General features: G+C 54.5%; 23 protein-coding genes and 1 pseudogene. 2 read left to right on the forward strand and 22 right to left on the reverse strand.

Going from position 1 to position 25,549, the window contains the following annotated elements; all coding sequences use genetic code 11:
* Positions 1-2: 2 nt before the first annotated feature.
* Positions 3-884, reverse strand: a complete 882-nt coding sequence (locus PG062_RS06965; RefSeq protein ID WP_270751723.1) for a branched-chain amino acid ABC transporter permease — start codon at positions 882-884, stop codon at positions 3-5.
* Between the two features lie 302 nt (positions 885-1,186).
* Entirely contained in the window at positions 1,187-2,422 is a 1,236-nt protein-coding gene (locus tag PG062_RS06970; RefSeq protein ID WP_270751724.1) for an ABC transporter substrate-binding protein, read from the reverse strand.
* Positions 2,423-2,736: 314 nt separating this feature from the next.
* Between PG062_RS06970 and PG062_RS06975 the strand changes: the two genes are divergently transcribed.
* On the forward strand, positions 2,737-3,321 hold the full coding sequence (locus tag PG062_RS06975) for a xanthine phosphoribosyltransferase (protein ID WP_114001020.1): 585 nt from the start codon (positions 2,737-2,739) through the stop codon (positions 3,319-3,321).
* A 207-nt stretch (positions 3,322-3,528) separates the two neighbouring features.
* Here PG062_RS06975 and PG062_RS06980 read toward each other — a convergent pair whose 3' ends face one another.
* Positions 3,529-3,657, reverse strand: coding sequence for a hypothetical protein (locus PG062_RS06980; protein ID WP_333559391.1), 129 nt, complete (start codon positions 3,655-3,657; stop codon positions 3,529-3,531).
* Positions 3,658-3,781: 124 nt separating this feature from the next.
* Here PG062_RS06980 and PG062_RS06985 point away from each other — a divergent pair, with 124 nt between their 5' ends.
* Positions 3,782-3,967: a hypothetical protein gene (locus PG062_RS06985; protein ID WP_270751725.1), complete on the forward strand. Its 186-nt coding sequence runs from the start codon at positions 3,782-3,784 to the stop codon at positions 3,965-3,967.
* Here the strand turns inward: PG062_RS06985 and PG062_RS06990 are convergent.
* The 19 genes and pseudogenes from PG062_RS06990 to PG062_RS07080 form a co-directional block, all read right to left on the reverse strand.
* Positions 3,957-4,490 carry a prolyl-tRNA synthetase associated domain-containing protein gene (locus PG062_RS06990; RefSeq protein ID WP_270751726.1) on the reverse strand — a complete coding sequence of 178 codons (534 nt, stop codon included), beginning with the start codon at positions 4,488-4,490 and terminating at the stop codon, positions 3,957-3,959. The genes PG062_RS06985 and PG062_RS06990 overlap by 11 nt on opposite strands.
* 301 nt (positions 4,491-4,791) lie before the next feature.
* Entirely contained in the window at positions 4,792-5,718 is a 927-nt protein-coding gene (locus PG062_RS06995) for a hypothetical protein (RefSeq protein WP_270751727.1), read from the reverse strand.
* 160 nt (positions 5,719-5,878) lie between these two features.
* Positions 5,879-6,331, reverse strand: a complete 453-nt coding sequence (locus tag PG062_RS07000; protein ID WP_333559392.1) for a dicarboxylate/amino acid:cation symporter — start codon at positions 6,329-6,331, stop codon at positions 5,879-5,881.
* A pseudogene (locus tag PG062_RS07005) lies at positions 6,327-6,404 on the reverse strand (DNA methyltransferase); the annotation flags it as partial. The pseudogene PG062_RS07005 and the gene PG062_RS07000, both read right to left, overlap by 5 nt.
* A 179-nt stretch (positions 6,405-6,583) precedes the next feature.
* Positions 6,584-7,501 (reverse strand): translation elongation factor Ts, encoded by a 918-nt coding sequence (gene tsf, locus PG062_RS07010; protein ID WP_270751728.1) that lies wholly within the window; start codon positions 7,499-7,501, stop codon positions 6,584-6,586.
* A gap of 55 nt (positions 7,502-7,556) precedes the next feature.
* The gene (gene rpsB / locus PG062_RS07015) at positions 7,557-8,282 is read right to left on the reverse strand and encodes a 30S ribosomal protein S2 (protein WP_114000134.1); all 726 of its coding nucleotides are present in this window, start codon (positions 8,280-8,282) and stop codon (positions 7,557-7,559) included.
* Positions 8,283-8,536: 254 nt separating this feature from the next.
* Positions 8,537-9,511 (reverse strand): 6-phosphofructokinase, encoded by a 975-nt coding sequence (gene pfkA / locus PG062_RS07020; protein ID WP_114000135.1) that lies wholly within the window; start codon positions 9,509-9,511, stop codon positions 8,537-8,539.
* 192 nt (positions 9,512-9,703) lie between these two features.
* On the reverse strand, positions 9,704-13,252 hold the full coding sequence (locus PG062_RS07025; RefSeq protein ID WP_270751729.1) for a DNA polymerase III subunit alpha: 3,549 nt from the start codon (positions 13,250-13,252) through the stop codon (positions 9,704-9,706).
* 69 nt (positions 13,253-13,321) lie between these two features.
* Positions 13,322-14,305, reverse strand: a complete 984-nt coding sequence (whiA, locus tag PG062_RS07030) for a DNA-binding protein WhiA (RefSeq protein WP_270751730.1) — start codon at positions 14,303-14,305, stop codon at positions 13,322-13,324.
* Between the two features lie 42 nt (positions 14,306-14,347).
* Positions 14,348-15,211: an RNase adapter RapZ gene (gene rapZ / locus PG062_RS07035; protein WP_114000138.1), complete on the reverse strand. Its 864-nt coding sequence runs from the start codon at positions 15,209-15,211 to the stop codon at positions 14,348-14,350.
* Between the two features lie 72 nt (positions 15,212-15,283).
* Entirely contained in the window at positions 15,284-16,198 is a 915-nt protein-coding gene (gene murB, locus PG062_RS07040) for a UDP-N-acetylmuramate dehydrogenase (RefSeq protein ID WP_270751731.1), read from the reverse strand.
* A gap of 20 nt (positions 16,199-16,218) precedes the next feature.
* The gene (locus PG062_RS07045) at positions 16,219-17,172 is read right to left on the reverse strand and encodes an ROK family protein (protein WP_270751732.1); all 954 of its coding nucleotides are present in this window, start codon (positions 17,170-17,172) and stop codon (positions 16,219-16,221) included.
* On the reverse strand, positions 17,169-17,918 hold the full coding sequence (locus PG062_RS07050) for a PHP domain-containing protein (RefSeq protein WP_270751733.1): 750 nt from the start codon (positions 17,916-17,918) through the stop codon (positions 17,169-17,171). Before PG062_RS07050 ends, PG062_RS07045 begins: the two co-directional genes overlap by 4 nt.
* A gap of 50 nt (positions 17,919-17,968) precedes the next feature.
* Complete coding sequence (gene hprK / locus PG062_RS07055) at positions 17,969-18,904, reverse strand: HPr(Ser) kinase/phosphatase (protein ID WP_114000142.1); 936 nt, start codon at positions 18,902-18,904, stop codon at positions 17,969-17,971.
* 280 nt (positions 18,905-19,184) lie between these two features.
* Positions 19,185-20,204 (reverse strand): acyltransferase family protein, encoded by a 1,020-nt coding sequence (locus PG062_RS07060; protein ID WP_270751734.1) that lies wholly within the window; start codon positions 20,202-20,204, stop codon positions 19,185-19,187.
* Positions 20,201-21,676: a rhamnan synthesis F family protein gene (locus tag PG062_RS07065; RefSeq protein ID WP_270751735.1), complete on the reverse strand. Its 1,476-nt coding sequence runs from the start codon at positions 21,674-21,676 to the stop codon at positions 20,201-20,203. The genes PG062_RS07060 and PG062_RS07065 overlap by 4 nt, the downstream gene beginning before the upstream one ends.
* Before the next feature lie 10 nt (positions 21,677-21,686).
* On the reverse strand, positions 21,687-23,633 hold the full coding sequence (locus PG062_RS07070; protein ID WP_270751736.1) for a rhamnan synthesis F family protein: 1,947 nt from the start codon (positions 23,631-23,633) through the stop codon (positions 21,687-21,689).
* Between the two features lie 23 nt (positions 23,634-23,656).
* Positions 23,657-24,499 carry an NAD-dependent epimerase/dehydratase family protein gene (locus tag PG062_RS07075; RefSeq protein ID WP_270751737.1) on the reverse strand — a complete coding sequence of 281 codons (843 nt, stop codon included), beginning with the start codon at positions 24,497-24,499 and terminating at the stop codon, positions 23,657-23,659.
* Positions 24,496-25,515, reverse strand: a complete 1,020-nt coding sequence (locus PG062_RS07080) for a glycosyltransferase family 2 protein (RefSeq protein ID WP_270751738.1) — start codon at positions 25,513-25,515, stop codon at positions 24,496-24,498. The genes PG062_RS07075 and PG062_RS07080 overlap by 4 nt, the downstream gene beginning before the upstream one ends.
* Between the last annotated feature and the right edge of the window lie 34 nt (positions 25,516-25,549).

Raw genomic sequence — 25,549 nt, forward strand, 5'->3', positions numbered from 1 at the left:
CCTTACACTTTCACGTTGACCTTTTTGCCGAGCAGGCCGGTAGGCTTGACGATCAGCACAACGATCAGAACAACAAACACGATGGCATCGGACAGCTGGGTGGAGATGTAAGCCTTGCTGAGGTTTTCGATGATCCCCAGCAGGATACCGCCCAGGAAAGCACCGGGGATAGAACCGATGCCGCCAAAAACCGCTGCCACGAACGCCTTGATGCCGGGCATTGCGCCGGTGGTGGGCATCAAAGTCGGGTAAGAGGAACACATCAGGGCACCGGCAACTGCGGCCAGCGCAGAACCAATGGCGAAAGTCAGAGAAATCGTGGCATTGACGTTAATGCCCATCAGCTGGGCAGCACCGCGGTCCTCGGACACAGCCAGCATAGCGTGACCGGCGGAAGTGTGGTTGATGAACAGGGTGAGCACAACCATGATGAGGATGCAGGCCAGGATGGTGACCAGCGTTTCGGCTGAGATGGTCAGCTGGCCGTCAAACAATTTGATGGGCTGCAGGCTGACAACGGACTTGAAGTTCTTGGGGTTGGAAGTCCACAGCAGCTGGGCCACCTGCTGCAGCAGGTAGGAAACGCCGATGGCTGTGATCAGAACAGCCAGGGACGGGGCTTCGCGCAGGGGGCGGTAGGCCACACGCTCCATGGTAACGCCCAGAATGGTGCACACCACCATGGACAACAGCACCGACACAATGGGGTTAAGCCCGAACGAGCCGAATGCGAAAAAGATCACATAGCTGCCAATCATGATGACATCGCCATGGGCGAAGTTCAGCATTTTGGCAATACCATAAACCATGGTATACCCCAATGCGATCAGCGCGTACACACTGCCCAAGCTGATGCCATTGATCAGATAGGATAGAAATTGCATTGTGCAGAACACCTCACTCTATTTTTTCCCTTGTTCTTCCACACCAAGGCGACGCACGCCACCTGATTATTGCACAGCGGAAAAACAAAATATGTATATAATATTAACACATCTGTCCGCACAGTACAATGCCTTAAAGCGCAAAAGGCACGTATTTTTGGCTAAAACAGGCACTTTCTGTCACTTTTTTCTCTGTGCGTAACAAAATGGGGGCTGCTGACATGGTAAATCAGCAGCCCCCATTGGCCAAAACTCAATTTTGCATGCTTTTCAGCACGCGGTCCCCTGCTTTTGTGCAGAGATTACATAGCGGCGTAAGCGCCATCCTTGATCACAACAGCCTTAGGATCCTTGGAAACAGCGCCGGAAGCATCCCAGGTCATGCCGGTACCAGTCAAGCCGTCAAAGGTCATGCTGGTGTAACCGGTCTTCAGCTGCTCGCAGATCTCGCTGGCATCCATATCGCCGGTGACGCCGGTTTCCAGAACTGCCTGGTACATGCTGTAGATAACGTCGTATGCGTCAGCAGCGAACTGGTTCGGGGTTTCGCCGTAAGCGGCAACGTAAGCGGAAACAAATGCCTGGGTCTTTTCATCCTGAGCGTCAGCAGCGAACGGAGTCAGCAGCATCAGGCCCTCAGCCAGGGAGGTATCAAAGCCCTCAACATCCAGGATGCCATCCATGCCATCGCAGCCGAAGAAGATGGGCTCATAGCCAGTCTTGTTGGCGGTGGTCAGGATCTGAGAAGCCTCGGTGTAGTAGATGGGCAGGAACACCAGCTCAGCGCCAGCTTCCTGGCACTTGGCAACCTGGGTGGACAGGTCGCTCTTGTTGTCGCTGGTGAAAGCTTCAGCAGTGACGATCTCAAGGCCCTTGCTCTCAGCTTCGGTCTTGAACTTGGCGTAAATGCCGGAAGAGTAAGCGTCAGAAGAGTCATAGATGACGCCGATCTTGGTAGCCAGAGCGTTCTCAGCAATGTAGTCAGCGGATGCAACACCCTGGTTGGGGTCGGTGAAGCAGATCTGGAAGACATTGTCGCCGGTTTCGATAACGGTCTGTGCAGAGGCAGAAGGGGTCATAACGAACATGTTATCGTTGACGCTCTCAGCAGCAACTGCCAGGGTCGGGGTAGTGGTAACGGGGCCAGCCAGAACCTGCATGCCCCAGTCTTTCAGGGAGTTGTAAGCGTTGACGCTCTTTTCAGCATCGTGCTCATCGTCCTCGAACTTCCAGTCAAAAACATCGCTGCCGTTTGCGGCGTTGATCTCTTTGACAGCCAGCTCTTCGGCGTTCTTAACAGCATTGCCGTAAGTTGCAGCAGCGCCGGTGATGGGGCCAATGCCGCCAACCTTGATGGGGGTGCCGGTGTAGGAGCCGGAAGCAGCGGACTCGCCGGAAGCGACGGTGCTGGAAGTCTCGGAAGAGACAGTGGAAGAAGCTTCAGCGGAAGTAGCTTCGGAAGTAGCGGTGGGACCGCAGGCGGCCAGGCTGACAGCCATGGAAGCAGCCAGCATTGCACTGATGACCTTTTTGTTCATTGTTATTCCCTCCTAATGATTTACAGCCTCCGGCGGGCAAGCGCCTGCCGGAACGGGTTGCACAGCCCATAACTGTAATTTAAATTAAAGTATACCGCTAAGTTGGCAAATCTTCAATACGGAATATCGGCATAAATTGCAGATGGAATCCAAAGCCTTTGTGGCGGTTTTGCACAAAGTTTGGTTACAAAATATTATCAAACTACCATATTGACAAAGTTTGTAATAAAAAAATGAAAAACCTGGTTTTAAGGGTTGAAAAACGCGGCGGAATTAGGCATAATAGTTGGTAAATACGAAAGGGGTATCTTAAGATGAAGCTTTTGGAAGACCGCATTCTGCGCGATGGGCAGGTCCGCCCGGGCAATGTGCTGAAAGTTGACTGCTTTTTGAACCACCAGCTGGATGTTGACCTGCTGGATAAAATCGGCGAGGAGTTTTACCGCATTTTTAAGGATGACGGAGTAAACAAGATCCTGACTATTGAGGCATCCGGCATTGCGATTGCCTGCATGACGGCTCGCCACTTTGATGTGCCTGTGGTGTTTGCCAAAAAGGCCAAAAGCAAAAACATTGATGGCGATGTGTACACTTCCACGGTACATTCTTATACTTACGGCAAAGATTACAATATCACCCTGGCCCAGAAGTTCCTTGGCCCCAATGACCGTGTGCTGATTCTGGATGACTTTTTGGCAAACGGCAAGGCCATGCGCGGTCTGTTGGATGTCTGCCAGCAGGCCGGAGCCAGTGTGGCGGGTATCGGCATCTGCATTGAAAAAGGCTTCCAGCCGGGCGGCGACGAGCTGCGCCGCGAGGGTTACAAACTGGCCAGCCTGGCCATCGTGGACGAAATGGGCGATAACGGCAGCCTGAAGTTCCGCGAGACGGAGTATTAAGAGAGATTGCTTGGTTTCGTATAATTGGGACGATCCGATATTTATCATCTGCATTAACGATTAAAAAAGCGGCGTGATTGGGTTCACGCCGCTTTTTGTTTATGCTTTTATTGGGGAGGATGATAAATCATTCGGGTTCTTCCTCGGCGCAATGAGGGCATCGCACCTTACAGACATCTTGCGGGGCACAGCGAACAATAACACGCTTTACATCGTATGGATATACAGCCGCGAGGGCTCTTCCTCGCCATCGCCCTGCACCATGCAGTAAAACTGCCAGCCGTAACGCTCATAAAATGAGGTGTGGTCAGTAACAAGGTAAAGTGCGCGCCGCATCCATGCCGTTGGCTGCTAACGTTACGCCGCATTCCGGCGCGGGGCAGCGTGCTGCATGTGGCATTTGGCCGTGTGTCCCCTGGTACCAACCGCGGTATTACGGTAAGTTTTGCCTGCTGCAGGCATGGAAAAAGACAAAAAGAATGCCAGGGACACTTCACTTTTTGAATCACTCAAAAAGGCAAAGCTCCCCTGGCCGGTTGCACCACTATATGGTATAACGTTTATGTGTAAGAAATCGGCGAAGCCATCACATCATTTTGCCATAATCAAAATCATTCTGCTTTACCCCCACGGAATTACAGTTTAACCCGGACAAATTCATGGTGGATGGCGGGCAGAATGGTTTCCACCAGGTCTTTTGTGCGCAGGCGCAGGCTGGAAGTATTGATGCAGGGGTGGCAGCCCACATATTCACCGTTCAGCACATCTTCATCGATCAAAAGCTGCACATGGTTTTCGGTATCGTTCATCAGGCCCAGCACACTGACCGAGCCGGGAGTGATATCAAGGAACTTTTCCATATATTCCGGCTTGGCAAAGGACAGGCGCGCGGAGTGGATCTGGGCGGATAGATCCTTGGTGTGAAACACCTTGGTATCCGGGATCATCAGCAGGTAAAACGCGGTTTCCTGACGGTTACAAAGAAAAAGATTTTTGCAGATGACCGCCTGCAGCGTTTTGTCAATTTCCTGGCAGACTTCCATCGTCATGGCCGGGGCATGGTCAATGCGGTTATATTCGATCCCAAGACTATCCAGTAAATCATAGGTACGGGTTTCTTTGGCCAATCTGCCCGTAGTATCCATCGGGCGGCCTTTTTGCAGTTCCATCAAAGCATTCCCCTCTCTTCGATTTGCATGCTGTCTATTATATCACAAATCGTGCCAGCCCGCCTGCAAAAATGTGGTTTCCGTTCAGGTTTTCGGATTCTGTTCGGTTCAAGTTTTCCGCAATCGCATAATAATCTGTACGCCGCTGTTATAAACAAAATCATTCATTCGATCATCATGCCTCACTTTCGATTTGCATTTTTATTTTTAAGGGATACTTTGCGTATACGTCCCTCATGTAGCATGAGAGCAAGAGGATTCCAGAATTTTTCTGTGCTAAACTGACATTTAATTCTTAAATTCAGAACAGGTCTAGCATATTATTGAGATAAATTTCTTCGCGGACGCGCAACTGGTATTCTGGCTTTGTCATATAGTAAAGCAGAAACTCCAAAATCAAGGCACTGCCAAGCCCGCGGCCCTCAATTTTGAAGTTGGAAAAGCCCATGGGCAGATAGATATTTTGAATATCCTGGATGCCAATAAAACCGGGGTTGTCCATTGCTTTTGAAAAGCGATACCCTTCCTGTGCGCCAGGGGCTGCGCAGCGGTGGTCGGGGCAGGTTTCGCCAAGGTTTTTACGGCTTACATTTTCATAGCAGCGCTTTCTGTCCTTGCAGCCAAACCAGCAGCATTCATTGCAAAGGAATTCCACTTTATCTTTCTGGGGCTGGGGCAGGTTGTTCAGCTGTTCAAATTCTTTATTTAACCGGAAATCCGGCACAACATAGCGGAAGTCATCCCGATTCAATTCCGCCTGTAACTGCGGGAATTCCGTGAGCACCTTGGTTGTAGATGAAACAAAGTAAAGCCCCGGATAACGGCTTTCCAGATATCTGAGCAGCAAGTCCGAATGGACAATAACGCCGTTTTGTGCGCCGCCGCTATTTTCAAACAGCTTACACAGGGCGTTGCACTTTATGTCCGCCAGGTGTTCTTCACGCAGCAGTGAGTTACTGAATGTCAGCCGGGCGGATATCCCATATTCGCGCATCAGATCCATAACATCTTCGGGGTCCTGCACGCCAAAACTTGTGCGGCCGCCACCCCAGATGCAGTCGCCCAGGGCCCCATAAATGGAGCCGATGGCGCACCAGTTGTAAAAATATTCTCTGTGATGATAGAACAACGGCAGGAACATGCGGTACAGCCCATAAAATTCAAACAGCCCCGGCAGATGATAATATGCCACGCCGGGCTTTGAGGTATTCTTTATCTTATCATCCATCTTGCGTTTTTGTGCGCTCCCCTTCCGGTGTGATTTTTCAACTGCTTTATTTTAGCATCTTTTTCCGCTGAAAGCAAAGCAGGCAGCAAAAAGGCGGGCAGTTATTTTTCGTCGCTGCCCGCCCAAATGTAACTTGTTATTTTGTTTTGTGGGAACTGTGTCAGTCATCCAGCTTAATTTTCTCTTTCAGCACCACGCAGCCTGCCATATCGCCAATAACGTTCACGCAGGTAGCGCCCATATCGCATAGGGTATTGATGCTGATATAAACGCCCATCACGCCAGCCGGGAGACCCGCCATGGTAGCCAACGCGGCGAACGAAGCGATTGCACCACCGGGGATGCCGGGGGTGCCCACGGACAAGATCACATTTGCCAGCAGGATCACAATCATCATGGAGGTACTGACCTCAACGCCGCAGGCGTTGGCGAAAAACACGATCATGAACGACAACACGATGGAAACAGCATCCATGTTGACCGTTGCGCCCAGAGGGATAGCGATACTGGTGATTTTATCGGATACGCCCATCTCGTCCTCCATGCACTGCTTGCTGAGGGGGATGGTGGCCGAACTGGAACAGGTGCCAAAGGCGTTCAGAGCTGCCGGCAATCAGCGTAGAGCCGCTGCCAAGGAACGGATCAAGGACGATGCCATTGGTCATGGTAGAGTTTCGGATAGGATACTGGCAGAAATTGAGGATAATCACATGCGCGAAAGAGACACAAAAATCGGATTAGTTGAACAAAGGCAGGTGGCTTTTCTGGAGATAGCGTTCCAAATTTTACCACTCAAAAGCAAACAAAAAAAGAGCACCCTAAGAGGTAAACTCTCAAAGTGCTCTTTCAGAAAGCAATCAGCTAATTAACCCTTAACAGCGGCGGCAACTTCAGCAGCGAAGTCGTCAACGCGCTTTTCCAGGCCTTCGCCCTTGATGAAGTGGGTGTACTCGACGATCTTGATATCGCCGCCCAGCTTCTTAGCGGTAGCGTTCACATAGGCGTTCACGTCCATGTTGCCATCCTTGATGAAAGCCTGATCGACCAGGCAGTTCTCCTTGTAGAACTTGCCCAGACGGCCGGTAGCCATCTTCTCTTTGATAGCGTCGGGCTTGTTGGCGGCCTTCGGATCGTTAGCCATCTGAGCGATGATAATCTTCTTCTCGTTCTCGATAGCCTCAGCAGGCACAGCCTCACGGTTCAGGTAGCTCGGGTTTGCAGCAGCGATCTGCATTGCAATATCCTTGCCAAACTCAGCGAACTCCGGCTTAGCAGCAACTTCATCGGTGGTATCGAACTTAACGATAACGCCGTGGGTGCCGCCGCCGTGAACGTAAGCGGCGCAATGGCCCTCATAGGAAGCAAAACGGCGAACCTTGATGTTCTCCTTGATGACCAGAATCAGAGCCTTCAGAGCTTCGTCAACAGTGCCTTCGCCCATCTTGCAGCCCATCAGAGCCTCAACATCAGCGGGCTTCTGCTCAGCAACAACGTTGGCCAGATCTTTGGTGAACTCAACGAACTTATCGTTCTTGGCAACAAAGTCGGTCTCAGCGTTGACTTCAACAACAACAGCACCGTTAGCGGTGGCAACAGCGTAAACCATGCCTTCAGCAGCGATACGGCCAGCCTTCTTAGCGGCAGTAGCCAGACCCTCTTCACGCAGAATCTCGATAGCCTTATTGATGTCGCCATCAGCCTTGACAAGAGCCTTCTTGCATTCCATCATGCCGCAGTCAGTCTGGCGGCGCAGTTCCATAACGTCCTTTGCAGAAACAGCCATGTTCATTCGTCCTTTCTGAATTTAGGTGTACAAACAGTTTCGGGCGGGATCGGGCTTATTCAGCCTTGGCGGCCTCTTCGGCAGCGGGAGCATCCTGCTTACCCTGCTTGCCTTCCAGCACAGCATCAGCCATAGCGCCGGAGATCAGCTTGACAGCGCGGATAGCGTCGTCGTTGCCGGGGATGACGTAATCGATCTCATCGGGATCGCAGTTGGTATCAACGATAGCAACAATGGGGATGTTCAGCTTGCGAGCTTCGGAAACAGCGATGCGCTCCTTGTGCGGGTCAACAATGAACATAGCCTTCGGCAGGGTCTTCATGTTCTTAACGCCGCCCAGGTACTTGTCCAGCTTAGCCATCTCCAGCTCCAGCTTAACAACTTCCTTCTTCGGCAGCAGGTCGAAAGTGCCGTCTTCCTGCATGGTCTTCAGCTGCTCCATACGGTCGATGCGCTTACGGATGGTGCGGAAGTTGGTCATCATGCCGCCCAGCCAACGAGCGTTGACATAGTGCATGCCGCAGCGGGTAGCCTCGTCACGGATGGACTCCTGAGCCTGCTTCTTGGTGCCAACAAACAGGATCTCACCGCCGTCAGCAGCAACATCGCGGACAAAGTTGTAAGCCTCATCGAGTTTCTTTACGGTCTTCTGCAGGTCAATGATGTAGATGCCGTTGCGCTCGGTGAAGATGTACTTTGCCATCTTGGGGTTCCAGCGGCGGGTCTGATGACCGAAATGCACGCCGGCTTCGAGAAGCTGTTTCATAGATACGACTGCCATAGTTAATTTCCTCCAAAATTTAGTTTTTTACCCTCCGCATCGCGTACTTGTTTTCTAACCTTTTTACGTGTTACGGCAAAAAAGGCACAAAAAAACAACGCAATGCGTGTGTATTGCTATAGTATAGTAGCACAAGGTGCAGCAAAATGCAAGAACTTTTTTTCATTATGCGAAAATTCTTGCCTGCACGGCGCAAAATATGCACCTTTACAAAAAAATGCGGCCCATATACAGGGCCGCACAGACTTACCGCATCAGATGGAAATCGCCTGTGCCACTTCGATCTCCATCGGGTCAAGGTATTTGTGCATCGACAACGCCACGTTGACATCATAGTCCACGATCTTACCGCCGGACAGGGCAACCACGCGGTTATAAATGCCCTTATCCAGCAGGTCCACTGCATGGTAACCCATCAGGGAGGCATTCACACGGTCACGCACGGTAGGTGAACCGCCGCGCTGGATGTGGCCCAGAACAGTTGCACGCGAATCAACACCTGTTGCAGCCTGGATCTGGTTGGCCAGGGTCTGGGCATCGGTAACGCCTTCCGACACAATGATGATGAAGTGCTTTTTGCCGGTAACCTGGGTCTGGCGCATACGCTGGAGAATGTCACGCTCAAAGTCGAACGGACGCTCCGGCAGCAGCACAGCCAAAGCACCGGTAGCAATGCCGACGTTCAGCGCAATATAGCCTGCATGGTGGCCCATAACCTCAACAACACTGCAGCGGTCATGGCTCTGAGTGGTATCACGCAATTTATCAATGGCTTCTACCGCGGTATTCATGGCTGTATCATAGCCAATGGTATACTCGCTGCAGGCAATATCGTTATCAATGGTGCCGGGAATGCCAACGCAGGGAATGCCCTGGTTCGCCAATGCGCGGGCACCCATGAAAGAACCGTCGCCGCCGATGACTACGAGGGCATCAATGCCAAGTTCCTTACAGCGTGCAAGGCCTTTGGCCTGGCCTTCCTTGGTTTTGAACTCCAGGCAGCGGGCAGTATACAGAATCGTACCGCCGCGGTGGATGATCTCCGACACGCTGCGGACGTTCATTTCGTAGCATTCGCCGTTGATCAGGCCGTTATAACCGCGCTGAATGCCCATCATGCGGTAGCCCTTGGAGATGCCTGCGCGGACAATGGCGCGTACCGCTGCATTCATGCCGGGGGCGTCGCCGCCGCTGGTCAGTACACCGATGGTTTTGATTTCCTTAGCCATAAAAATGTCCTCCTGTTATAGTTGAGCCGCGCAGAGCGGCCCAATGAAGAAAACGCAAAACTGGTTTTCCCCGGCAGGCATTTTCCGGCGTACCACCGGGCAACCTGCCTATTTTTTAACATACTCCCCTGCCTGCTATTATACCATACCAGCGGCCCAATTTTATGGATAAAACGCGCAAAGTGCATGGATTTATTTTGCCGCTTGTGCCGTTGTGAACTTTACATGGTCAGCACCCAGGATGCGTTCCAGCTCCTGGCGCAGCAGCGGGTGATCCATGGCCCACATACTTTGCGGTGCACGCACCCGCTGGCCAGAATCTTCAAATTTGAAATATACGGGTGTGGGGCCGTCAAAAATATTTTGCAGCAGGTTTTCCACCTTGTGCATCTGGGCGCATTCCCGCGAGGGCACCAGCAGCCATATGCTTTGGGCAGCCGTATCCCCCGCTGCCGCGCTGATGCGCTGGGAACGGTTCTGGCCAAAGCTTTGGGATGGATCATAACCATCGACCGGCAGTACGCTTTCCACGATCAGGCGGGTGCCTTCATCCTCTTTAACGGAAGCGCGGCCAGTGGTGACAACAACGGCGTTCTCCTGCAAATACGCACGGCAGCTGGTCAGCACGCGGGGGAACACCAACAGCTCCATTGTGCCGGTCAGATCTTCAATGGTAGTAAAGGCCATCAACGTATTGGACTTTGTGGTCATGATCTTGTTTTTGACCACGGTACATACCAGGGTAACCGTCTGGTTATCAAAATCCCTAGCATTCTCTCCCTGCAGCTGAGCGATGGTACAGGTGGAGATTTTTTCGATCTTTTCCCGGTACGCATCCAACGGGTGGCCGGACAGGTACAGGCCCGAGACCTCTTTTTCCATTTTCAGCAGCTCGCCGGAATCATACTCACGCAGGTTGGGCACCTGATAATCATCGTTCTGGGGGGCTTCCTCGGCACCGGCCATGGCGCTGAACAAATCCAGCTGGCCATCCAGATTCTGGCGGGCATCGTTTTCAACAATGCGCAGTACCGTTTCCACGCTTTCCATCATGCCGTGGCGGCTGGGTTCCAGGGTATCAAAGGCACCGGCTTTGATCAGGTTTTCCAGCGCACGGCGGTTAAGCATGTTGCTGCGCATCCGCTTGCAGAAATCGTACAGGCTGCGGAATGGGCGGCTTTCGCGCTCTTTGATGACCGCTTCAATCAAATCGCGGCCAACGCTTTTGACGGCGTTCAGGCCAAAGCGGATGCTCTGCCCGTCCACCGTAAAGCCGCCACGGGATACATTGATATCCGGCGGCAAAACCTTGATGCCAAGGCGCTGGCATTCGGACGAATATTCAATCACCTTGGCGGTGCTGTCCAGTACGCTGGTCAACAGCGCAGCCATGAACTCGCGCGGGTAATGGCACTTGAGATAGGCTGTCTGGAATGCCACATAGGCATAGCAGGCCGCATGAGATTTGTTGAACGCATAAGAAGCAAAACTGACCATATCGTCATAGATCTCATTGGCCACGGCTTCCGGGATCCCGTTCTTCACACACCCGGCGCACTCTTTGCCCGGCTCAGTACAGCCATGCACAAAGTGCTCTCGCTCGGCTTCCATGACTTTATGCTTCTTTTTGCTCATGGCACGGCGCACGTTATCAGCCTGGCCAAAGCTGAAGCCTGCCAGCTCGCGGCAGATCTGCATGACCTGTTCCTGATAAACGATACAGCCGTTGGTAACATCCAGGATATGGGCCAGCTGGGGTGTTTTATAGGTAACTTTATCCGGCTCCCTGCGGTTGCGCAGATAGGTCGGGATAGAATCCATGGGGCCGGGGCGGTACAGCGAGATGAGGGCGATGACATCTTCAAGGCTGCGGGGGTGCATACTGACCAGCACCTGGGTCATACCAGTAGATTCAAGCTGGAAGATGCCCTCTGTTTCGCCCCGTTCCAGCATAGCATAAGTAGCGGCATCGTCATAATCCAGATTGGCAATGCGGAAATCCGGTTCATGCAGGCGCACGGCGGCTTCGGTATCATGGATAACGGTCAGGGTGCGCAGGCCAAGGAAGTCCATCTTGAGCAGGCCAAGGCGCTCAATTTCCACCATGTTGAACTGGGTAACCGGCAGACCATCGTTGGTGGAAAGCGGCACATACTCGGTAGCCGGTTCGCGGGTAATCACAACGCCCGCCGCATGAGTGGAAGCGTGACGCGGCATGCCCTCCACTTTCAGCGAGGTATCGATCAGCTCATGCACCTGGGGTTCAGCGTCATACATTGCTTTCAGGTCCGGCGAAACCTCCAGCGCATGGTTCAGCGTCATTTTCAGTTCAGTAGGAATCAGCTTGGCCACCTTATCCACGTCCTGGTACGGCATACCCATCACGCGGCCGACATCGCGCACGGCGGCACGGGCGGCCATAGTTCCAAAGGTCACGATCTGTGCCACATGGTCACGGCCATACTTGCGGTTGACGTAATCAATCACTTCCTGGCGGCGCTCGTAACAAAAGTCAACGTCAAAGTCCGGCATAGAGACACGTTCCGGGTTCAGGAAGCGTTCAAAAATCAAACTGTAGCGGATGGGGTCAATGTCCGTAATACCGACACAATAGGCCGCTAGGCTGCCCGCACCGGAGCCGCGGCCGGGGCCGACCGGGATATCGCGGCTTTTGGCGTAATTGATAAAGTCATACACGATGAGGTAATAGTTGGTGTACCCCATCTTTTTAACCACGCCAATCTCGTATTCCAGGCGTTCACGCAAGGCATCCGTTACCTTGCCGGGGTAGCGGCGTTCCAAGCCCTCATAACAGAGCTTTTCAAAGTATTCTTGGTTTTCCATGCCGTCCGGAGCTTTGAAATACGGGAGCTTGGTATCGCCAAACACAAAGTCAAAGTTGCACTGTTCTGCAATTTTGTTGGTGTTCTCGCAGGCTTCCGGCACCATGGAGAACAGGTCATACATTTCATCGGTGCTTTTCACATAGAATTCCTCGGTCTGAAACTCCATGCGGTCCACATCGTTGACGGTTTTGCCGGTCTGGATGCACAGCAGAATGCTCTGCATCTTGGCGTCCTCGCGGGTGATGTAGTGGGAGTCGTTGGTGGCAACCATGGGGATGCCTGTCTCCCGCGAAAGGCGGATAAGCTGCGGCAGAACGGTAGTGTCTTCTTCCAGGCCGTGGTCCTGCAGCTCAATATAATAGTTGCCCTGGCCGAACAGATCGTTATAGTAAAGAGCAATCTGCTTGGCGCGCTCATAGTCCCCTGCCAGAATCGCCTGAGGGACCTCACCGGCAAGGCAGGCGGAAAGGCAGATCAGGCCTTCGTGATACTGCTCCAGCAGGTCATGGTCAATGCGCGGCTTGGAATAAAAGCCCTCCAAAAAACCGGCGGATACCATTTTGATCAGGTTTTTATACCCGGTTTCATTTTTGCAGAGCAGGATCAGGTGGTTGTTGCCGTCAATGCGGTTGACCTTATCAAAGCGGGTGCGGGTGGCAACATACACCTCACAGCCAATGATCGGCTTGATGCCTGCGGCTTTGGCTGCATCATAAAAGGCAACGCAGCCGTACATAACGCCGTGGTCGGTAATGGCAACGGCGGTTTGGCCCAGCTGTTTGATATAGTCAAACAGGCGGTCAATACGGCAGGCGCCATCCAGCAGGCTGTACTCAGTATGCAGGTGCAGGTGGGTGAACTGTCTTTGCGGTTGGTGTGGCGTGGTTTCTGGCATAATGTATCCCTTTGCTGCTGTGGTAAAATGCGGAAAAGCCGCAGCAGTTACGCAGCGGCTTTGCGTGGTTTATTGCGGAGATGGTGCGATGTCCTGTCCTGCTGGTTCCGGCTCTTTAAGATTTTCCTGCTCTTCCGGCTGTGCTGATGCAGCGGCGTTCAGGCGAGCGGCTGCTTCCTGGATCCGCTTGAACCGGTGGGAAAGCCCTGCTTTGCTGACAGGCGGGTCAAACTTTTCCGCCAGTTTGGCAAGCGGCATTTCGGGGTACTGCATCCGCAGGCGGGCTGCCTGCTGCAATGGTTTGGGCAGGGTTTCCAGCGCGCCGGCCTCTTCCAGCATCTCAATCGCAAGGCGCACCTGCACGGCTGCCTGTACGGTTTTGCCCATGTTGGCGGTTTCGCAGTTGGAAAGGCGGTTGGTTTTATTGCGCATATCGTTATACATGCGCTGTTCCATGATGCGCATGGCGGCGTTGCCCGCGCCCATAAAGGTCAGCAGATCTTCCAGATGGTCGCTGGATTTGACATATACGGTGTTGGCCCCCTTGCGCACAGCGCGGTGGGGATTGAACTCATACTGGGCCAGAATGCCCTCCAGCTGCTGCGAAAGCGAGTGCCGGGGCGAAAGGAACTCAATGTTATATTCCTTTTCCGGGTCGGTTGCCGTACCGCAGCATAAAAATGCAGTGGAAATGAAAAATGATCCGCATTTCTGGCATTTGAAGCAATCCGGCCGGATGCGCAGGGTGGTTTCGCGGCCAGTATGTCCAAACAGGTTCAGCATTTTTTGTACCTGTTCGGGGTCTTTTACGCTGAACTCATAAATCAGGCCGGTGCCGCGCTCCTTGGAAATTACGGTACCGGTAATGCCGCAGCGGGCATACAGCTTTTGTGCCAGCTGGGCAATGCCCTCGTTTTCGGTCTGCAAAACCACGCCGCGGTCATCAAAATACTTGCCAAAGCAGGCAACCGCGTAAGCTGCTGCGGTAACACAGCAGCTGCGCACGATTTTGCGGTGCAGTATCTCGTTTTTAACGTCTTGGGAAAAACTCACGTTTGGTGTTCACACTCTCTTTATCGGGAGATTTGGGATGTATCAGGCCGTGCGGCGGGCATCGCGGTGCTGCACGCTGGGCTGGTAACCAAGCTTTGTGCAGTACTCCCCGATCTTGCGGGCAAAAGTGATAGAACGGTGCTTGCCGCCGGTGCAGCCAATGGCGATCATCAGCTGGCTTTTGCCCTCCTTAACATACAGCGGCAGCGCATATTCCAGAAAGCTCTCTATCCGGCGCAACAGCTCCTGCGATTCAGGGAACTTCATCACATAGTCCACCACTTCCTGGTCCAGGCCAGTCTTTTCTTTCAGCTCTGGCACATAGAACGGGTTGGGCAGACAGCGCACATCAAACACGATGTCCGCTTCCTGCGGAAGACCGTATTTAAAGCCAAAGGAAACCACGTTGATAGACATGGCACACTGACCTTTTTGCAAAAACAGGCTGGAAACACGTTCCCGGTTTTGTGCGGTAGAAAGCAAAGAGGTATCAATCACATATTTTGCACGTTCACGCAGGGGCTGCAATATCTGCCGTTCTTTGGTGATTGCCTCACTGACCGGGATCCCCTCGCTGATGGTCATGGGATGCACACGGCGGGTCTCTTTATAGCGGCGGCGGATGGCGGCATCGCTGGCATCCAGGAACAGGATGTCATAAGGCATTTTCTTTTCGTCCAGCGCTTCCAGTGCCTCATTGGTTTCCTGAACAGAATGCAGGCCGCGGATGTCCATCACGACCGCAACGCGGCTGAGCTGGTTTTCGCCCTGCTGGGCAAAGTCCAGGATACGGGGCAAAAGGCCTGCCGGGATATTATCAATGCAGAAAAATCCGATATCTTCCAGCGCGTTGACCGCCATGGACTTGCCTGCGCCGGAAAGGCCGGTTACGATCAAAAAGTTCATCCTGTTGTTCCTCTCTCATTCAGCGGGGCGGAATACCGTTCCTTGCCTGGCAGGCATCAAGATGCGGCATGGTTATTCCACCACGCGGATCTCGCGTTCCAGGGTGCAGCCGGTTTTTTCCAGCACGATCTGCCGCACCTGCTCCGTCAGGCTGACAACATCCGCGCAGGTGGCATTACCCAAGTTGACAACAAAGCCGCAGTGCTTTTCACTGATGGCTGCCCCGCCCACGCGGAAACCGCGCAGGCCGCAGTCCTCGATTAGCTTGCCGGCAAACTGGCCCACAGGGCGCTTGAAGGTACTGCCGGCGGACGGGTATTCCAGCGGCTGCTTTTCTTTGCGGCGGCGCATATATTCCTGCATGGCGGTATGGATTTCCTGTGCATCACCGGGGTGCAGGGTAAATTCCGCTTCCAGGATGCACCAGGAGCACCGCTCAAAAATGCTGGTGCGATAACCCAGCTGCAGTTCCTGCACAGGCAGGGTTTGCAGATGCAGGTTTTCGTCCAAGAACGTAACAGCTGTCAGCACGTCCTTTATTTCTCCGCCGTAAGCGCCCGCGTTCATATACACAGCCCCGCCCACCGTGCCGGGAATGCCGAAGGCAAATTCCAGTCCGGCCAGGCTTTCCTTCTGGGCGGTGTTGCAAAGAGCGGAAAGCATCATGCCAGCCGGGGCCAGCACCTTGGTGCTGCCATCCGGCTGGGCCTGCATGGAAAAGCGGGAGTTTAACCCCGTCAGGCAGATAACCGCCCCGCCGAACCCTGCATCCGAAAACAGCGTGTTGGAACCGTTGCCCAGCAGATAGGTGCGGACTTGATATTGGCGACACAGTTCCAGAATACGGGTCAGCTGCGTTACCGTGGCGGGCACACAAAAAAAGTCTGCATTGCCGCCAATGCGGAACGTTGTATGCCGCCCCAGAGATTCATCAAGGCTGACAGGCAGGTTTTCTGCCTGCAAAGCTGAAAGAAATTGCTCGTTCATAAGCAAACCTCACAAACGGCTCAGATAGAATTTGCCAGGGCTGCCGCGCCGATCACGCCGGCATCGTTGGTCAGCACACAGGCACGAATAGCGGGCATTTTGCCGGTGGTAATGTTTTTGGTTTCTTCCTCCACATACTTGCGGATGGGTGCCAGCAGGGTTTCTCCCTGATTGGAAACACCGCCGCCAATGCAGATGGCTTCCGGCTCAAAGGTATTCACCACGTTGGAAATGCCGCAGGCAACATATTCGATCCAATTATCCACAACAGCCTTGGCGGTTGCATCGCCGGCTTCCATCGCGTCAAAGGGGATCTTGGCGTTCACATGGTCAATATCCCCCGCCAGTTTCCACATCATGCTCTCGGGGTGCCGGGTCATCGCTTCGCGGGCATCCTCCGAAAGAGCGCGGGAGGAAGCATAGCGTTCCCAGCAGCCATAACGGCCACAGTTGCACTTGCGTCCACCCTTTACAATTACGGTATGGCCCATCTCGCCAGCGGCAAAGTTGAAGCCGCGCAGAATCTTGCCGCCCAGGATAATGCCGCTGCCAATGCCGGTACCCAGCGTGATAACAACGGCATCCTTGAAGCCCTTTGCGCCGCCTGCGATGTATTCGCCAAATGCTGCTGCATTGGCATCGTTTTCCACATAGACCTTGCAGCCGAGCAGAGCTTCCAGGTCAGGCCCCAGGTTCCAGTCATAGTAGCCGAAGTTGGTGTTATAGCCCACAAAGCCGGTGGTAAAATTCACACTGCCCGGGGTACCGATGCCCACATAGCTGACATCTGCAAAATCAATCTTGCAGTCTTTGGCAACAGCACGGCACAAATCTGCCAGTGCCTGCTCCAGGTCCTGCGCCGGACGCGGCAGGCGGGTCGGGCGGGTAATTTTGCCCACAATGTTGTAAGCTTCGTCAACAAGGCCTGCCGTCATGGTAGTGCCGCCAAGATCGATACCAATGGTGTATTTCATAAGATTTCTCCTTCTATATATTCTGCACAGATGCGGCCGTGCAGTTTTAGCTCATTTACAAGGTTCTGCCGCGTGGCGTTTACCACAAGTTCCTGCGGGAACTGCATTTCTTCCAGCATCGCCAGCAGTGGGGGCATGTTACCTTGCAGCTGGGTGGTGCTGTGGGCATCGGTATCCAGCGCAATATGGCAGCCGTTTTTCAGGCAGGCGGCCAGCAACAGTTTCATGTTGGGGATACCATCCCGCCGCACATTAACGGAATTGCCGTTGAGCTCCACAACCTTATGGTTTTTGGCGAACGCTTTGGTTACAAGGTCATAGTCATAGCGGTAATTCTGCTGCTCGGAATGGCCGATGCAATCCACATAAGGGTTTTCGGCCACAGCCAGCCACAGGCGGGTGGCTTCTTTTTCGGTCAGCAGACCGGGGATGCAGGGGCTGTGGATGGATGCCACAACCCAATCCAGCGCCCGCAAACGGCTTTGGGCAAAATCCAACCCGCCGTTTGTGTCCATCACATTGGCCTCCGCGCCGTACATCATCGCAACGCCGTGCAGTACCAGCGGCAAAGCCGTCTGGTTGGCAAAATGCCACATGTGCGGGGCATCCGGCATAGCCGGGCCGTGGTCGGTAATGGCCAGCGCCGCATAGCCGAGGGCGGCGGCTTTGGCAGCCATTTCATCTAAGGTATTAAATGCATGGGTAGCGCTTAAAGTATGGGTGTGAAGATCCGCAATGATCTGCATACAGATGGTACTTCCGTTTCTAGTGATAAAATGATAATTTACAGTCAGGCTCAGAACCCGCTTACATCGTTCTGCAAGCCAAGGCGGTTGAGCAGTTCCTGCGCCGCGTTATAGCCCATCTCTTTCTGGCGATTGTTGATGGCTGCAGTTTCCAGGATAACGGCCAGGTTACGGCCGGGCATAACGGGGATCAGCATACTGGGCACCTTAACGCCAAGGATATCATAGGTGTTGCTTTCCAGGCCGGTGCGGTCATAATTCTTGGTGCGGTCCCAGGCCTCCAGCTCAATGACCATTTCCACCTCAACGCTGTTTTTGACCGCGCCGATGCCAAACAGGCGCGCCACGTTGATGATGCCGATGCCGCGCAGCTCAATAAAGTGGCGGATGTTCTCCGGTGCCATGCCCATGATCTTGCTGCTGGAAACCTTGCGCAGCTCCACAGCATCGTCCGCAATCAGGCGGTGGCCGCGCTTGACCAGCTCAATGGCCGTCTCGCTTTTGCCAACGCCGCTGTCGCCAAGGATCAGGATACCTTCGCCGTATACTTCCACCAACACGCCGTGGCGGGTGATGCGGGGGGCAAGCTCGGTGCTCAGCGCCTGGATCAGGGAGCTCATCAGCGGGGAGGTCATCTCAGCCGACTGCAGCAGTGGCACGCCGTACTTTTGGGCAAACTCCATCATTTCCGGCAACGGCTCAAACCCGCGGGTCAGGATGACTGCCGGCGGCTGGAAAGAGAAAAGCTTTTCAAGATGGGTACGGCGGATCTCCGGGTCCAGCTCATTCAGGTAGGAAAGCTCAGTCAGGCCGATGATCTGGATCCGGGTGCGGTCAAAGTACTGATAGTAACCGGCCAGCATGATGCCGGGGCGGTATACCTCGGCGGTATAGACCTTAAACTGGTCAAGATCCTTGGGGGTGTAGGCAACGGTCAGATGGGATTCGCGCGCAAGTTTGTCAAGGCTGACGAAAAACTGCTCCACGGAAAATGCGCCCCTTTCCAATTTTAGTTATGGTATATCGTTTTAGGTTTGTGATCAAATGGTTTTGTTAGTATTATAACGTACAGGATTTTTTTTGTACAGTCATAGCCGAAATAATTTTGATTCTTTCCTCGTTCCGGGGGTGAAACAGCAGGGCTTTCCCTGCCGGTTCTGCCGCACAGGTGTCCGCGGCGCTGCGATATTTCGATCATAATTCACCACAGAAAAAATGCCTGCAGCAAAGCAGGCATTTTCATCTTAATGCAAATTATGGGGCACGTTATTCCGGTTTAGCAGCCAGCTTTACCGCACTGCTGCGCACCCAGGCATCCAGCCGGAAGAGCGCTGCCGACGCCGCGGCAACGGCCAAAAGGTAAACGCCAAACAAGAGCGCGGTATCCCGCCGGGTCATGGCGGCCAGGTCAAAGTTATCCACCAGGCGCAGAATGATGACATGGTGGGTCAGAAAGACCGCATAAGAATACTTGCTGAGGAGCGCACACGCATTTTGCAGCGGCACCCAGTGGATGCAGCCCCCCAGTGTGGCCAGCAGAATGAACGCCGCGGCACTGAACAGCGCACAGGCCACCTTGCCATCCGCCGCAGCGGGGGTAAACAGCAGCACCGCACACCCGGCCAGCACGCCAAGGCGCGCCGGGCGCTTCCAGTGTACAAACGCCATGCCGAGCAGGAATTCCGGGATATGGATTGCTACCAGGCGGGCATCCCACCCCATGTAATGCACCGGCAGGCTGGCCGCCAGCACTACGGCCCAAGTCAGCAGCGGCTGTTTGCGCAGCCCCCAGCGCAGCAGCGGGAATAACAGGTACAAAAACAGGATGCTGCCCAGGAACCACTCGCCCACGCAGGCAAAATCCATCGTGACCAAGCCCGCGGCCTGGGCAAAATTATCCAGCCCCAGGACCGTCAGCAGCAGGCTGGGCGTTTTGGCTGCGGCATAATACCCCGGCTTTGTGACAAAACGGATGGGAAAAAATATACACCACGCCAGCCAGAACATGGGGTACACCGCCTTGGCGCGCTTTTGGTAAAAGCGCGCCAGATTGAGTGGCTCTCTTCCCTGGCCGGGGCTGGTATACTGCAGCGCTGCGCCGGAAACCATAAAGAACAGCGAGGAGCCAAAGTCCCCCAAATAGATGTTAAAGGGCAGCACACTGCCGAACAGTTTGGACGGCAGTGTAAAATACCCGGTAACAGCAGCATTGAAATGAATGACCAGAATGCACACCAGCGCCACAGCGCGGATGAGGTCCAGATAAAACAGGCGCTGTTTTTTCACCGGGCACTCTCCTTTCGTTTGCGCAGGGCATTTTTGACGGTGCGGCCCATCAGGCGGAATACTGGGCCAACGCCGCGCTGGGCAGCAAGGGCGGCCTCCAGCACATCGGCGCGGGCCGCACACTGGGCGGCGGTTTCAAATGTAGCGCTGGCATAGCCGTTATACTGGGCCAGCAGCGGCACCAGCCAGAAATCCGACTCCGTTTGCAGCGGCGGCAGCCCCTGCGGGAATGCCGCCCCCCGCACCAACAGACAGCCACCATTGGGCAGCGGCGGCGGGGTTTCATCCAGAGGGAGCGGGCAATCCAGCGCAGACAGTTTTGCCTGTACGGCAGGTTTCTGCTGCTGCCAGCGCCGGGCTTTTTCGGCGGCGCAGCCCGCATACAGCGGCAGAGCCGGGCCAAGCACACCTACCAGCGGGTGGGCATCAAACAGTTCTGCCGCCTGGGCCAGCTGCAGGCTGGTTGGCATAGACCGGGCATAATAATAGCCCTCCACCCCGGCAGCACGCGGCAGCGGCAGGCAGTAGACGGCGTCCGGCTGCAGGGCGCAGCCTTTTGCCAAAGTGTTGGCATCCAGCAAAATGGGCGCACACTCCCCCGCCGTTTGCGGCAGGATATAATGCCAGTGCAGGTTTTGCGCCATGGCAGCCAGCGGCTGCACCGGCAGAAGTGCGCGCAGCAGGTCATCCACCGGGTAATCCGTCTCGGATTTCAGATAGTCATACAGTTCTGCGGCGGCCTGGCCGTCTGTGCGGCGCAATTCATCCGCATAGGGGGTAAAAAAGCTGCGGCGCTTGAAAAACAGGCACCCGCGGTCCGCCAGCAGCAGCTTGGGGCAGGCCATAATGGGGTTGACGAAAAGGCTTGCCAGGTCTTTTGTATCCACAAAGGTATCCCACCGGTAACCAAGGGCAGCAAAGCGGGCGGTAAACTGCGTTTCGTGCAGGCGGACGGAATCTTCATAGCTGGCGGGCAGGGCGGCCGCCTGCCAGTAAGCAAAAAAGTCTGCCATCATGCGGGAACGCACCACAACAAAGTGGGATTGAATATGCTCCGGCACCATGGCTTTTGCCCCGCCAAAGCGGTGGCTGCGCATAGCATAGTGGCGGGTCAGGCCCCAGAAATCCAGCTCCGGGCGCCCATCCATCACGGCAAACATGGCAGCTGCATTCCCCACCGGCCCGGCAAGGGTATAGTTCATCAGCACAACTTCATCGTATTGCAGCAGCATATCCAGGCCGGTCTGCAAAACAGCGTCCCGGTAGGCCCCCACATCAAAGCCTGTGTTTTCACGCTCCAGCACAGTGTGGCAGCAGCCTTGCGCCCACTGGCGGGATTCCGGCTGCAAGGGGCCGTTATTGACAAAGAACACCTGCCCCACTGCGGCCATTTGCTGTACAGCAAAGCGGCAGGCTGCATCAGCCTGCCCGTTGGGGTGATAATTGAAATAGATAATCAGCCGTTTTTTCATAGCGGTTGGCTTAATCCTCATAGTTCACGTCATGGGGGCCCAACACCGTGCGCTTAACGCGCATCATGTTTTCGTAAGCGGATTTCGGCATCCGCTTACGCAGCCAGTTGCGGGCGCGGCGGCGCTTGGAATTCTCATACGGGCCATAGTTTCCAAAACCGAACCAGTGCCTGCGCGCGGCAAAAGCACCGGCGCTGGCAGCGGCGCTGCCAAAGGTGGTGCAATCAAACACGCGGGCAAGCGGGCGGATCAGACCACTCGCGTATGCCTGCATGGAATCGCAGCGGGCAACGGCATAATCAGCGCTCATGGCCTGGGCGGGGTAATACCCTGCCCCCTGCGCCACAAAGGGATAGATACGCTCAATGGCATGGCTGATGGTACCATCCTGCGGCAGCGGCTCCGGCGGGAAATCTTCGTGCTTCCAGCCGTGGTCAAACAGTGGGGCCAATGCTTTTACGCGGAACCAGAATACGCTGCCAAAGGGGGCAATGGGCATTTTTTCGCCGGAAATAGGGCGGTCAATGCCCAGCTTTTTCATCAGGGCCTTGGTATTATCAAAGTTGGGGCCCCAACCGTTGGAGCACATGTTCATGAAATACACGCCATGCGTGGGGAACGGTGGGCAGAGCAGGCCCAGATAAGGGTCTTTTTCAAATTCTGTCAGCACATTCAGCACATAGTCTGCGTTTTTGCAGATATTCTCGTTACAGACATAGCCAAAGCTGGCGCCAACGCTTCCGGGTTTGGTCTGGATGGCCTTTTTATCGTGCATAAAGCAGGCGTAATCATACTCCCGGATCTGCGGGGCAAGGTCACACAGGAACGCTGCCACATCGCGGCCGCGGTTTTCGACCACCTTTACGGTAACGGCATGCAACGGCAGGGTGCGGAACGCTTCTTCGATCTGCTGCTTTTTCTCCGGCGTGTTGGTGGAAATAAAAACGTCAGTCTCCGGCGGCATGTTGGCGGCAAAGGCGCAGCTTTGGGGCAGCATATCCATAAAATACAGGTGCATGCACAGCGCAATGCGGCGGTTTTTGCGCACGGCAGCGGCGCAGGCCTCATCCTGTACCCTTTCCGGAATCAGGCGGGTCAGACCCAGGTTGCGGGTAAAATCATAAGGGTGCATGGTGCGGATCATGTTTTTCCAGATCAGCTCCAGCGGGTAATCCGTATGGTCCCGCAGGTAGGCGTACAGTTCCCGCACCGGCTCCCCGGCGGTATCATTCAGGTATGCCTCAAAATCATGCATAAAGCTGCGGCGCTTGAACAGCGGGCACTTTTTATCCCGCAGCAACCGCGTGGGGCAGACAAGCAGCGGATAATCCGTAAACTCTTTCAGATCGTCCGTGTTGACATAGACATCCCACTGGTAGCCTTTATCGGCAAACTGTTTGGTAAACACCGATTCGTACCGCTGCACAGAGTCGGTATAGCTTTCGATCATGGGCATGGTATCCCAGTAATTTTGCAGCTCTTTGCTCTGGATGAACTTTTTGCGGTAGACAATAAAGTGGGACTGAATGTGCACCGGCAGGTAATTATAAAGATGTTTGCCCTTAAAGGGGTTGCCCTCCGCCCCATGGTGGATCGTCAGGCCCCAAAAATCAAGGTTGGTGCGCTCGGCCATGGCGTCAAACATTTCTTTCAAGGGGCGCACAGGGCCCATCAGGGTAGAGTTCGTCATGACCACTTCGTCAAATTCGCTCAAACGCTGCCAGCCGTAATGATCCAGCGCGGTTTTATAGGCCCACACATCCAGGCCCTTGTTTTCGCGCACAATAATTTGATCGGTAAATTCTTCAAATGCCGCGCGGCCCTGCTTGCTCAGCTTGCCGTTGCACACAACGATCAGCTCGGTCAGGTTACGGGCAAGATCGCGCAGGTAATAGGTGATAAAATCATCCACATCACCGTTTTTTTCGTAAAAGAAAAAAATACCCAGTCGTTTCATTCTGTCACCCTTTCCGGTTATCGTTATGCCAAACCTGCATCTTTTAATATTGCGTTGATCTTGGTGGGGTCGCCCCAAACGCCGGGGCTATCATACGGGCGGTCCGGGAAAACGCCGTAATCCAGTTTGATCTTATAGTTTTTATCCCGCAGGAACTGCTCCACACGGTCAGCCAGGGTCCGCGGCTGGCCGGTGCAGACGTTGATGATGCCGTTGACCTTGTTCTGCACGCTGGCCGCCACAATCATGGTTGCCAGTTCATCCAGATCAATAAAATCGTACTTATTCTGCCCGCTGGTAAACGGGAACGTTGTTTTGCCGTCCAGCTCTGCCTGTGCGATTTTGGCAAAGATGGAACTGCCATGGGCTTCATCGCCCGTAATATAATAGGCGCGCAGCCAGTGCAGGTTGCAGCTGCTGCCCTGCAAGGAGAGCATCATGCTCTGGCGCAGGGCATTTTTGGCAATGCCGTATTGGCTCAGGGGGTTGCAGGGGGTATCATCCTCAATAGCGCCCTCCCAATAGCCGACTTCGTGCATGGTGCCCATCACGGTCAAATCCAAAAGGCCGCCCGCTGCCATATTGTTCAGGAAGGTAACATGGGAGGAAAGATCCTTCATGTGGCTGGGCGCATTGTGGCGGAAACCATCCCGCCAGGCCATATGGATGCAGACATCAGGCTTGCCCAACGCCGCATAAATATTTTTGTCCCCGCTGAAAATAGGCACATCGCAGAATTCTGCGCGCTCGTCCACGCCCTTAAAGGCAAAGTCCGATGCAATGACGCGGTAGCCCATATCCAGTGCTTTTTTTACAACATGGCGGCCGATATAACCGGCTGCGCCGGTAACAAGGATGGTTTTCATTGTAGCAGTTTCTCCTCCCGGTTTGGCAGGCAGGCATACAGCCCCTGCAGGTGGGTACGGAACAAAAACAGTGCGGCACCCTGTTTTTTGTTGTGCCGCAGTGCATACCAAAAGTCAAGCCTGCTGTGGGGGCAGGCTGCCAGCGCCTGCTGCAGGCTGCGCCAGGCAGCCGCTTTGGCTTTGGGCGGCAAGCGGCCATCCCGCAGCTGATGCATGACAAAGGTGACAAACTCTGCCTGGCGGGCGCTCCACACCTTTGGCAGCTGCTGCGGGGGGCACCAGGCGCGGGCTGCGGTATATTCCGCCTGCACCCACTGGGGCAGGTATTGCAGCCGTACCTGCACTGCTGCCGGGTTCCCACAGGCGGAGGTACTGCCCTGCCGCTCCAGGTGTTCATATACGATCTGCGGCGTATATGCGGCTGAATCTGCCTGCTGGAACACTGCCGCGTTGAAGGCAAAATCTTCCAGCCCTTTGCGGCAGGTTTCATCAAAGCGCAGATGGCCCAGCCGATTTGTACAGTACATAGCGTTCCAGACAAACTGCGGCCCGCTTTGCTGCAAAAATTGCAGGTAGCCCTGCCCCGCCGGCTTGTGAATGATTATTGCCTGCCCCGGCGGGTGGGGCAGCTCCACAGCCGTTCCTGCAGCATTGGCCCGCAGCAGGCGGTAGCCACCGCGCACCACATCCGCCCCGGTTGATTTGGCAAGGACCAGCAGGGTTTCCAATGCATGGGGCAGCATGGTATCATCATCATCACAAAAGGTGAACCACTGGCCGCGGCAATGCTGCAAGCCAAGGTTGCGCGCAGCGCAGATGCCCGCATTGGGCTGTTCCAGCACCCGGATGCGGCCATCTTTTTTGGCCAGTTCATGGGCCAGCGCAGCACTGCCATCGGTGGAGCCATCGTCCACCAGCAGCAGCTCAAAATCCGCAAAGCTCTGGCACAGCACGCTTTCCACCGCGGTATGCAGCAGCACCCCGGCATTATAGACAGGCATGATAATACTGATCAATGGGGCCTGCTCCATACGGTTCACCTGCCTTTTG

This window comes from Gemmiger qucibialis, from assembly GCF_027689445.1.
Taxonomy (GTDB): Bacteria; Bacillota; Clostridia; order Oscillospirales; family Ruminococcaceae; genus Gemmiger; species Gemmiger qucibialis.

What these genes read in the sequence shown, in the direction of transcription:
- PG062_RS06965 (WP_270751723.1), bottom strand. Translation starts at nt 884, where the DNA reads ATGCAATTTCTATCCTATCTGATCAATGGCATCAGCTTGGGCAGTGTG.
- PG062_RS06970 (WP_270751724.1), bottom strand. Translation starts at nt 2,422, where the DNA reads ATGAACAAAAAGGTCATCAGTGCAATGCTGGCTGCTTCCATGGCTGTC.
- PG062_RS06975 (WP_114001020.1), top strand. Translation starts at nt 2,737, where the DNA reads ATGAAGCTTTTGGAAGACCGCATTCTGCGCGATGGGCAGGTCCGCCCG.
- PG062_RS06980 (WP_333559391.1), bottom strand. Translation starts at nt 3,657, where the DNA reads ATGCGGCGCGCACTTTACCTTGTTACTGACCACACCTCATTTTATGAG.
- PG062_RS06985 (WP_270751725.1), top strand. Translation starts at nt 3,782, where the DNA reads ATGGAAAAAGACAAAAAGAATGCCAGGGACACTTCACTTTTTGAATCA.
- PG062_RS06990 (WP_270751726.1), bottom strand. Translation starts at nt 4,490, where the DNA reads ATGGAACTGCAAAAAGGCCGCCCGATGGATACTACGGGCAGATTGGCC.
- PG062_RS06995 (WP_270751727.1), bottom strand. Translation starts at nt 5,718, where the DNA reads ATGGATGATAAGATAAAGAATACCTCAAAGCCCGGCGTGGCATATTAT.
- tsf (WP_270751728.1), bottom strand. Translation starts at nt 7,501, where the DNA reads ATGGCTGTTTCTGCAAAGGACGTTATGGAACTGCGCCGCCAGACTGAC.
- rpsB (WP_114000134.1), bottom strand. Translation starts at nt 8,282, where the DNA reads ATGGCAGTCGTATCTATGAAACAGCTTCTCGAAGCCGGCGTGCATTTC.
- pfkA (WP_114000135.1), bottom strand. Translation starts at nt 9,511, where the DNA reads ATGGCTAAGGAAATCAAAACCATCGGTGTACTGACCAGCGGCGGCGAC.
- PG062_RS07025 (WP_270751729.1), bottom strand. Translation starts at nt 13,252, where the DNA reads ATGCCAGAAACCACGCCACACCAACCGCAAAGACAGTTCACCCACCTG.
- rapZ (WP_114000138.1), bottom strand. Translation starts at nt 15,211, where the DNA reads ATGAACTTTTTGATCGTAACCGGCCTTTCCGGCGCAGGCAAGTCCATG.
- murB (WP_270751731.1), bottom strand. Translation starts at nt 16,198, where the DNA reads ATGAACGAGCAATTTCTTTCAGCTTTGCAGGCAGAAAACCTGCCTGTC.
- PG062_RS07045 (WP_270751732.1), bottom strand. Translation starts at nt 17,172, where the DNA reads ATGAAATACACCATTGGTATCGATCTTGGCGGCACTACCATGACGGCA.
- PG062_RS07050 (WP_270751733.1), bottom strand. Translation starts at nt 17,918, where the DNA reads ATGCAGATCATTGCGGATCTTCACACCCATACTTTAAGCGCTACCCAT.
- PG062_RS07065 (WP_270751735.1), bottom strand. Translation starts at nt 21,676, where the DNA reads ATGAAAAAACGGCTGATTATCTATTTCAATTATCACCCCAACGGGCAG.
- PG062_RS07070 (WP_270751736.1), bottom strand. Translation starts at nt 23,633, where the DNA reads ATGAAACGACTGGGTATTTTTTTCTTTTACGAAAAAAACGGTGATGTG.
- PG062_RS07075 (WP_270751737.1), bottom strand. Translation starts at nt 24,499, where the DNA reads ATGAAAACCATCCTTGTTACCGGCGCAGCCGGTTATATCGGCCGCCAT.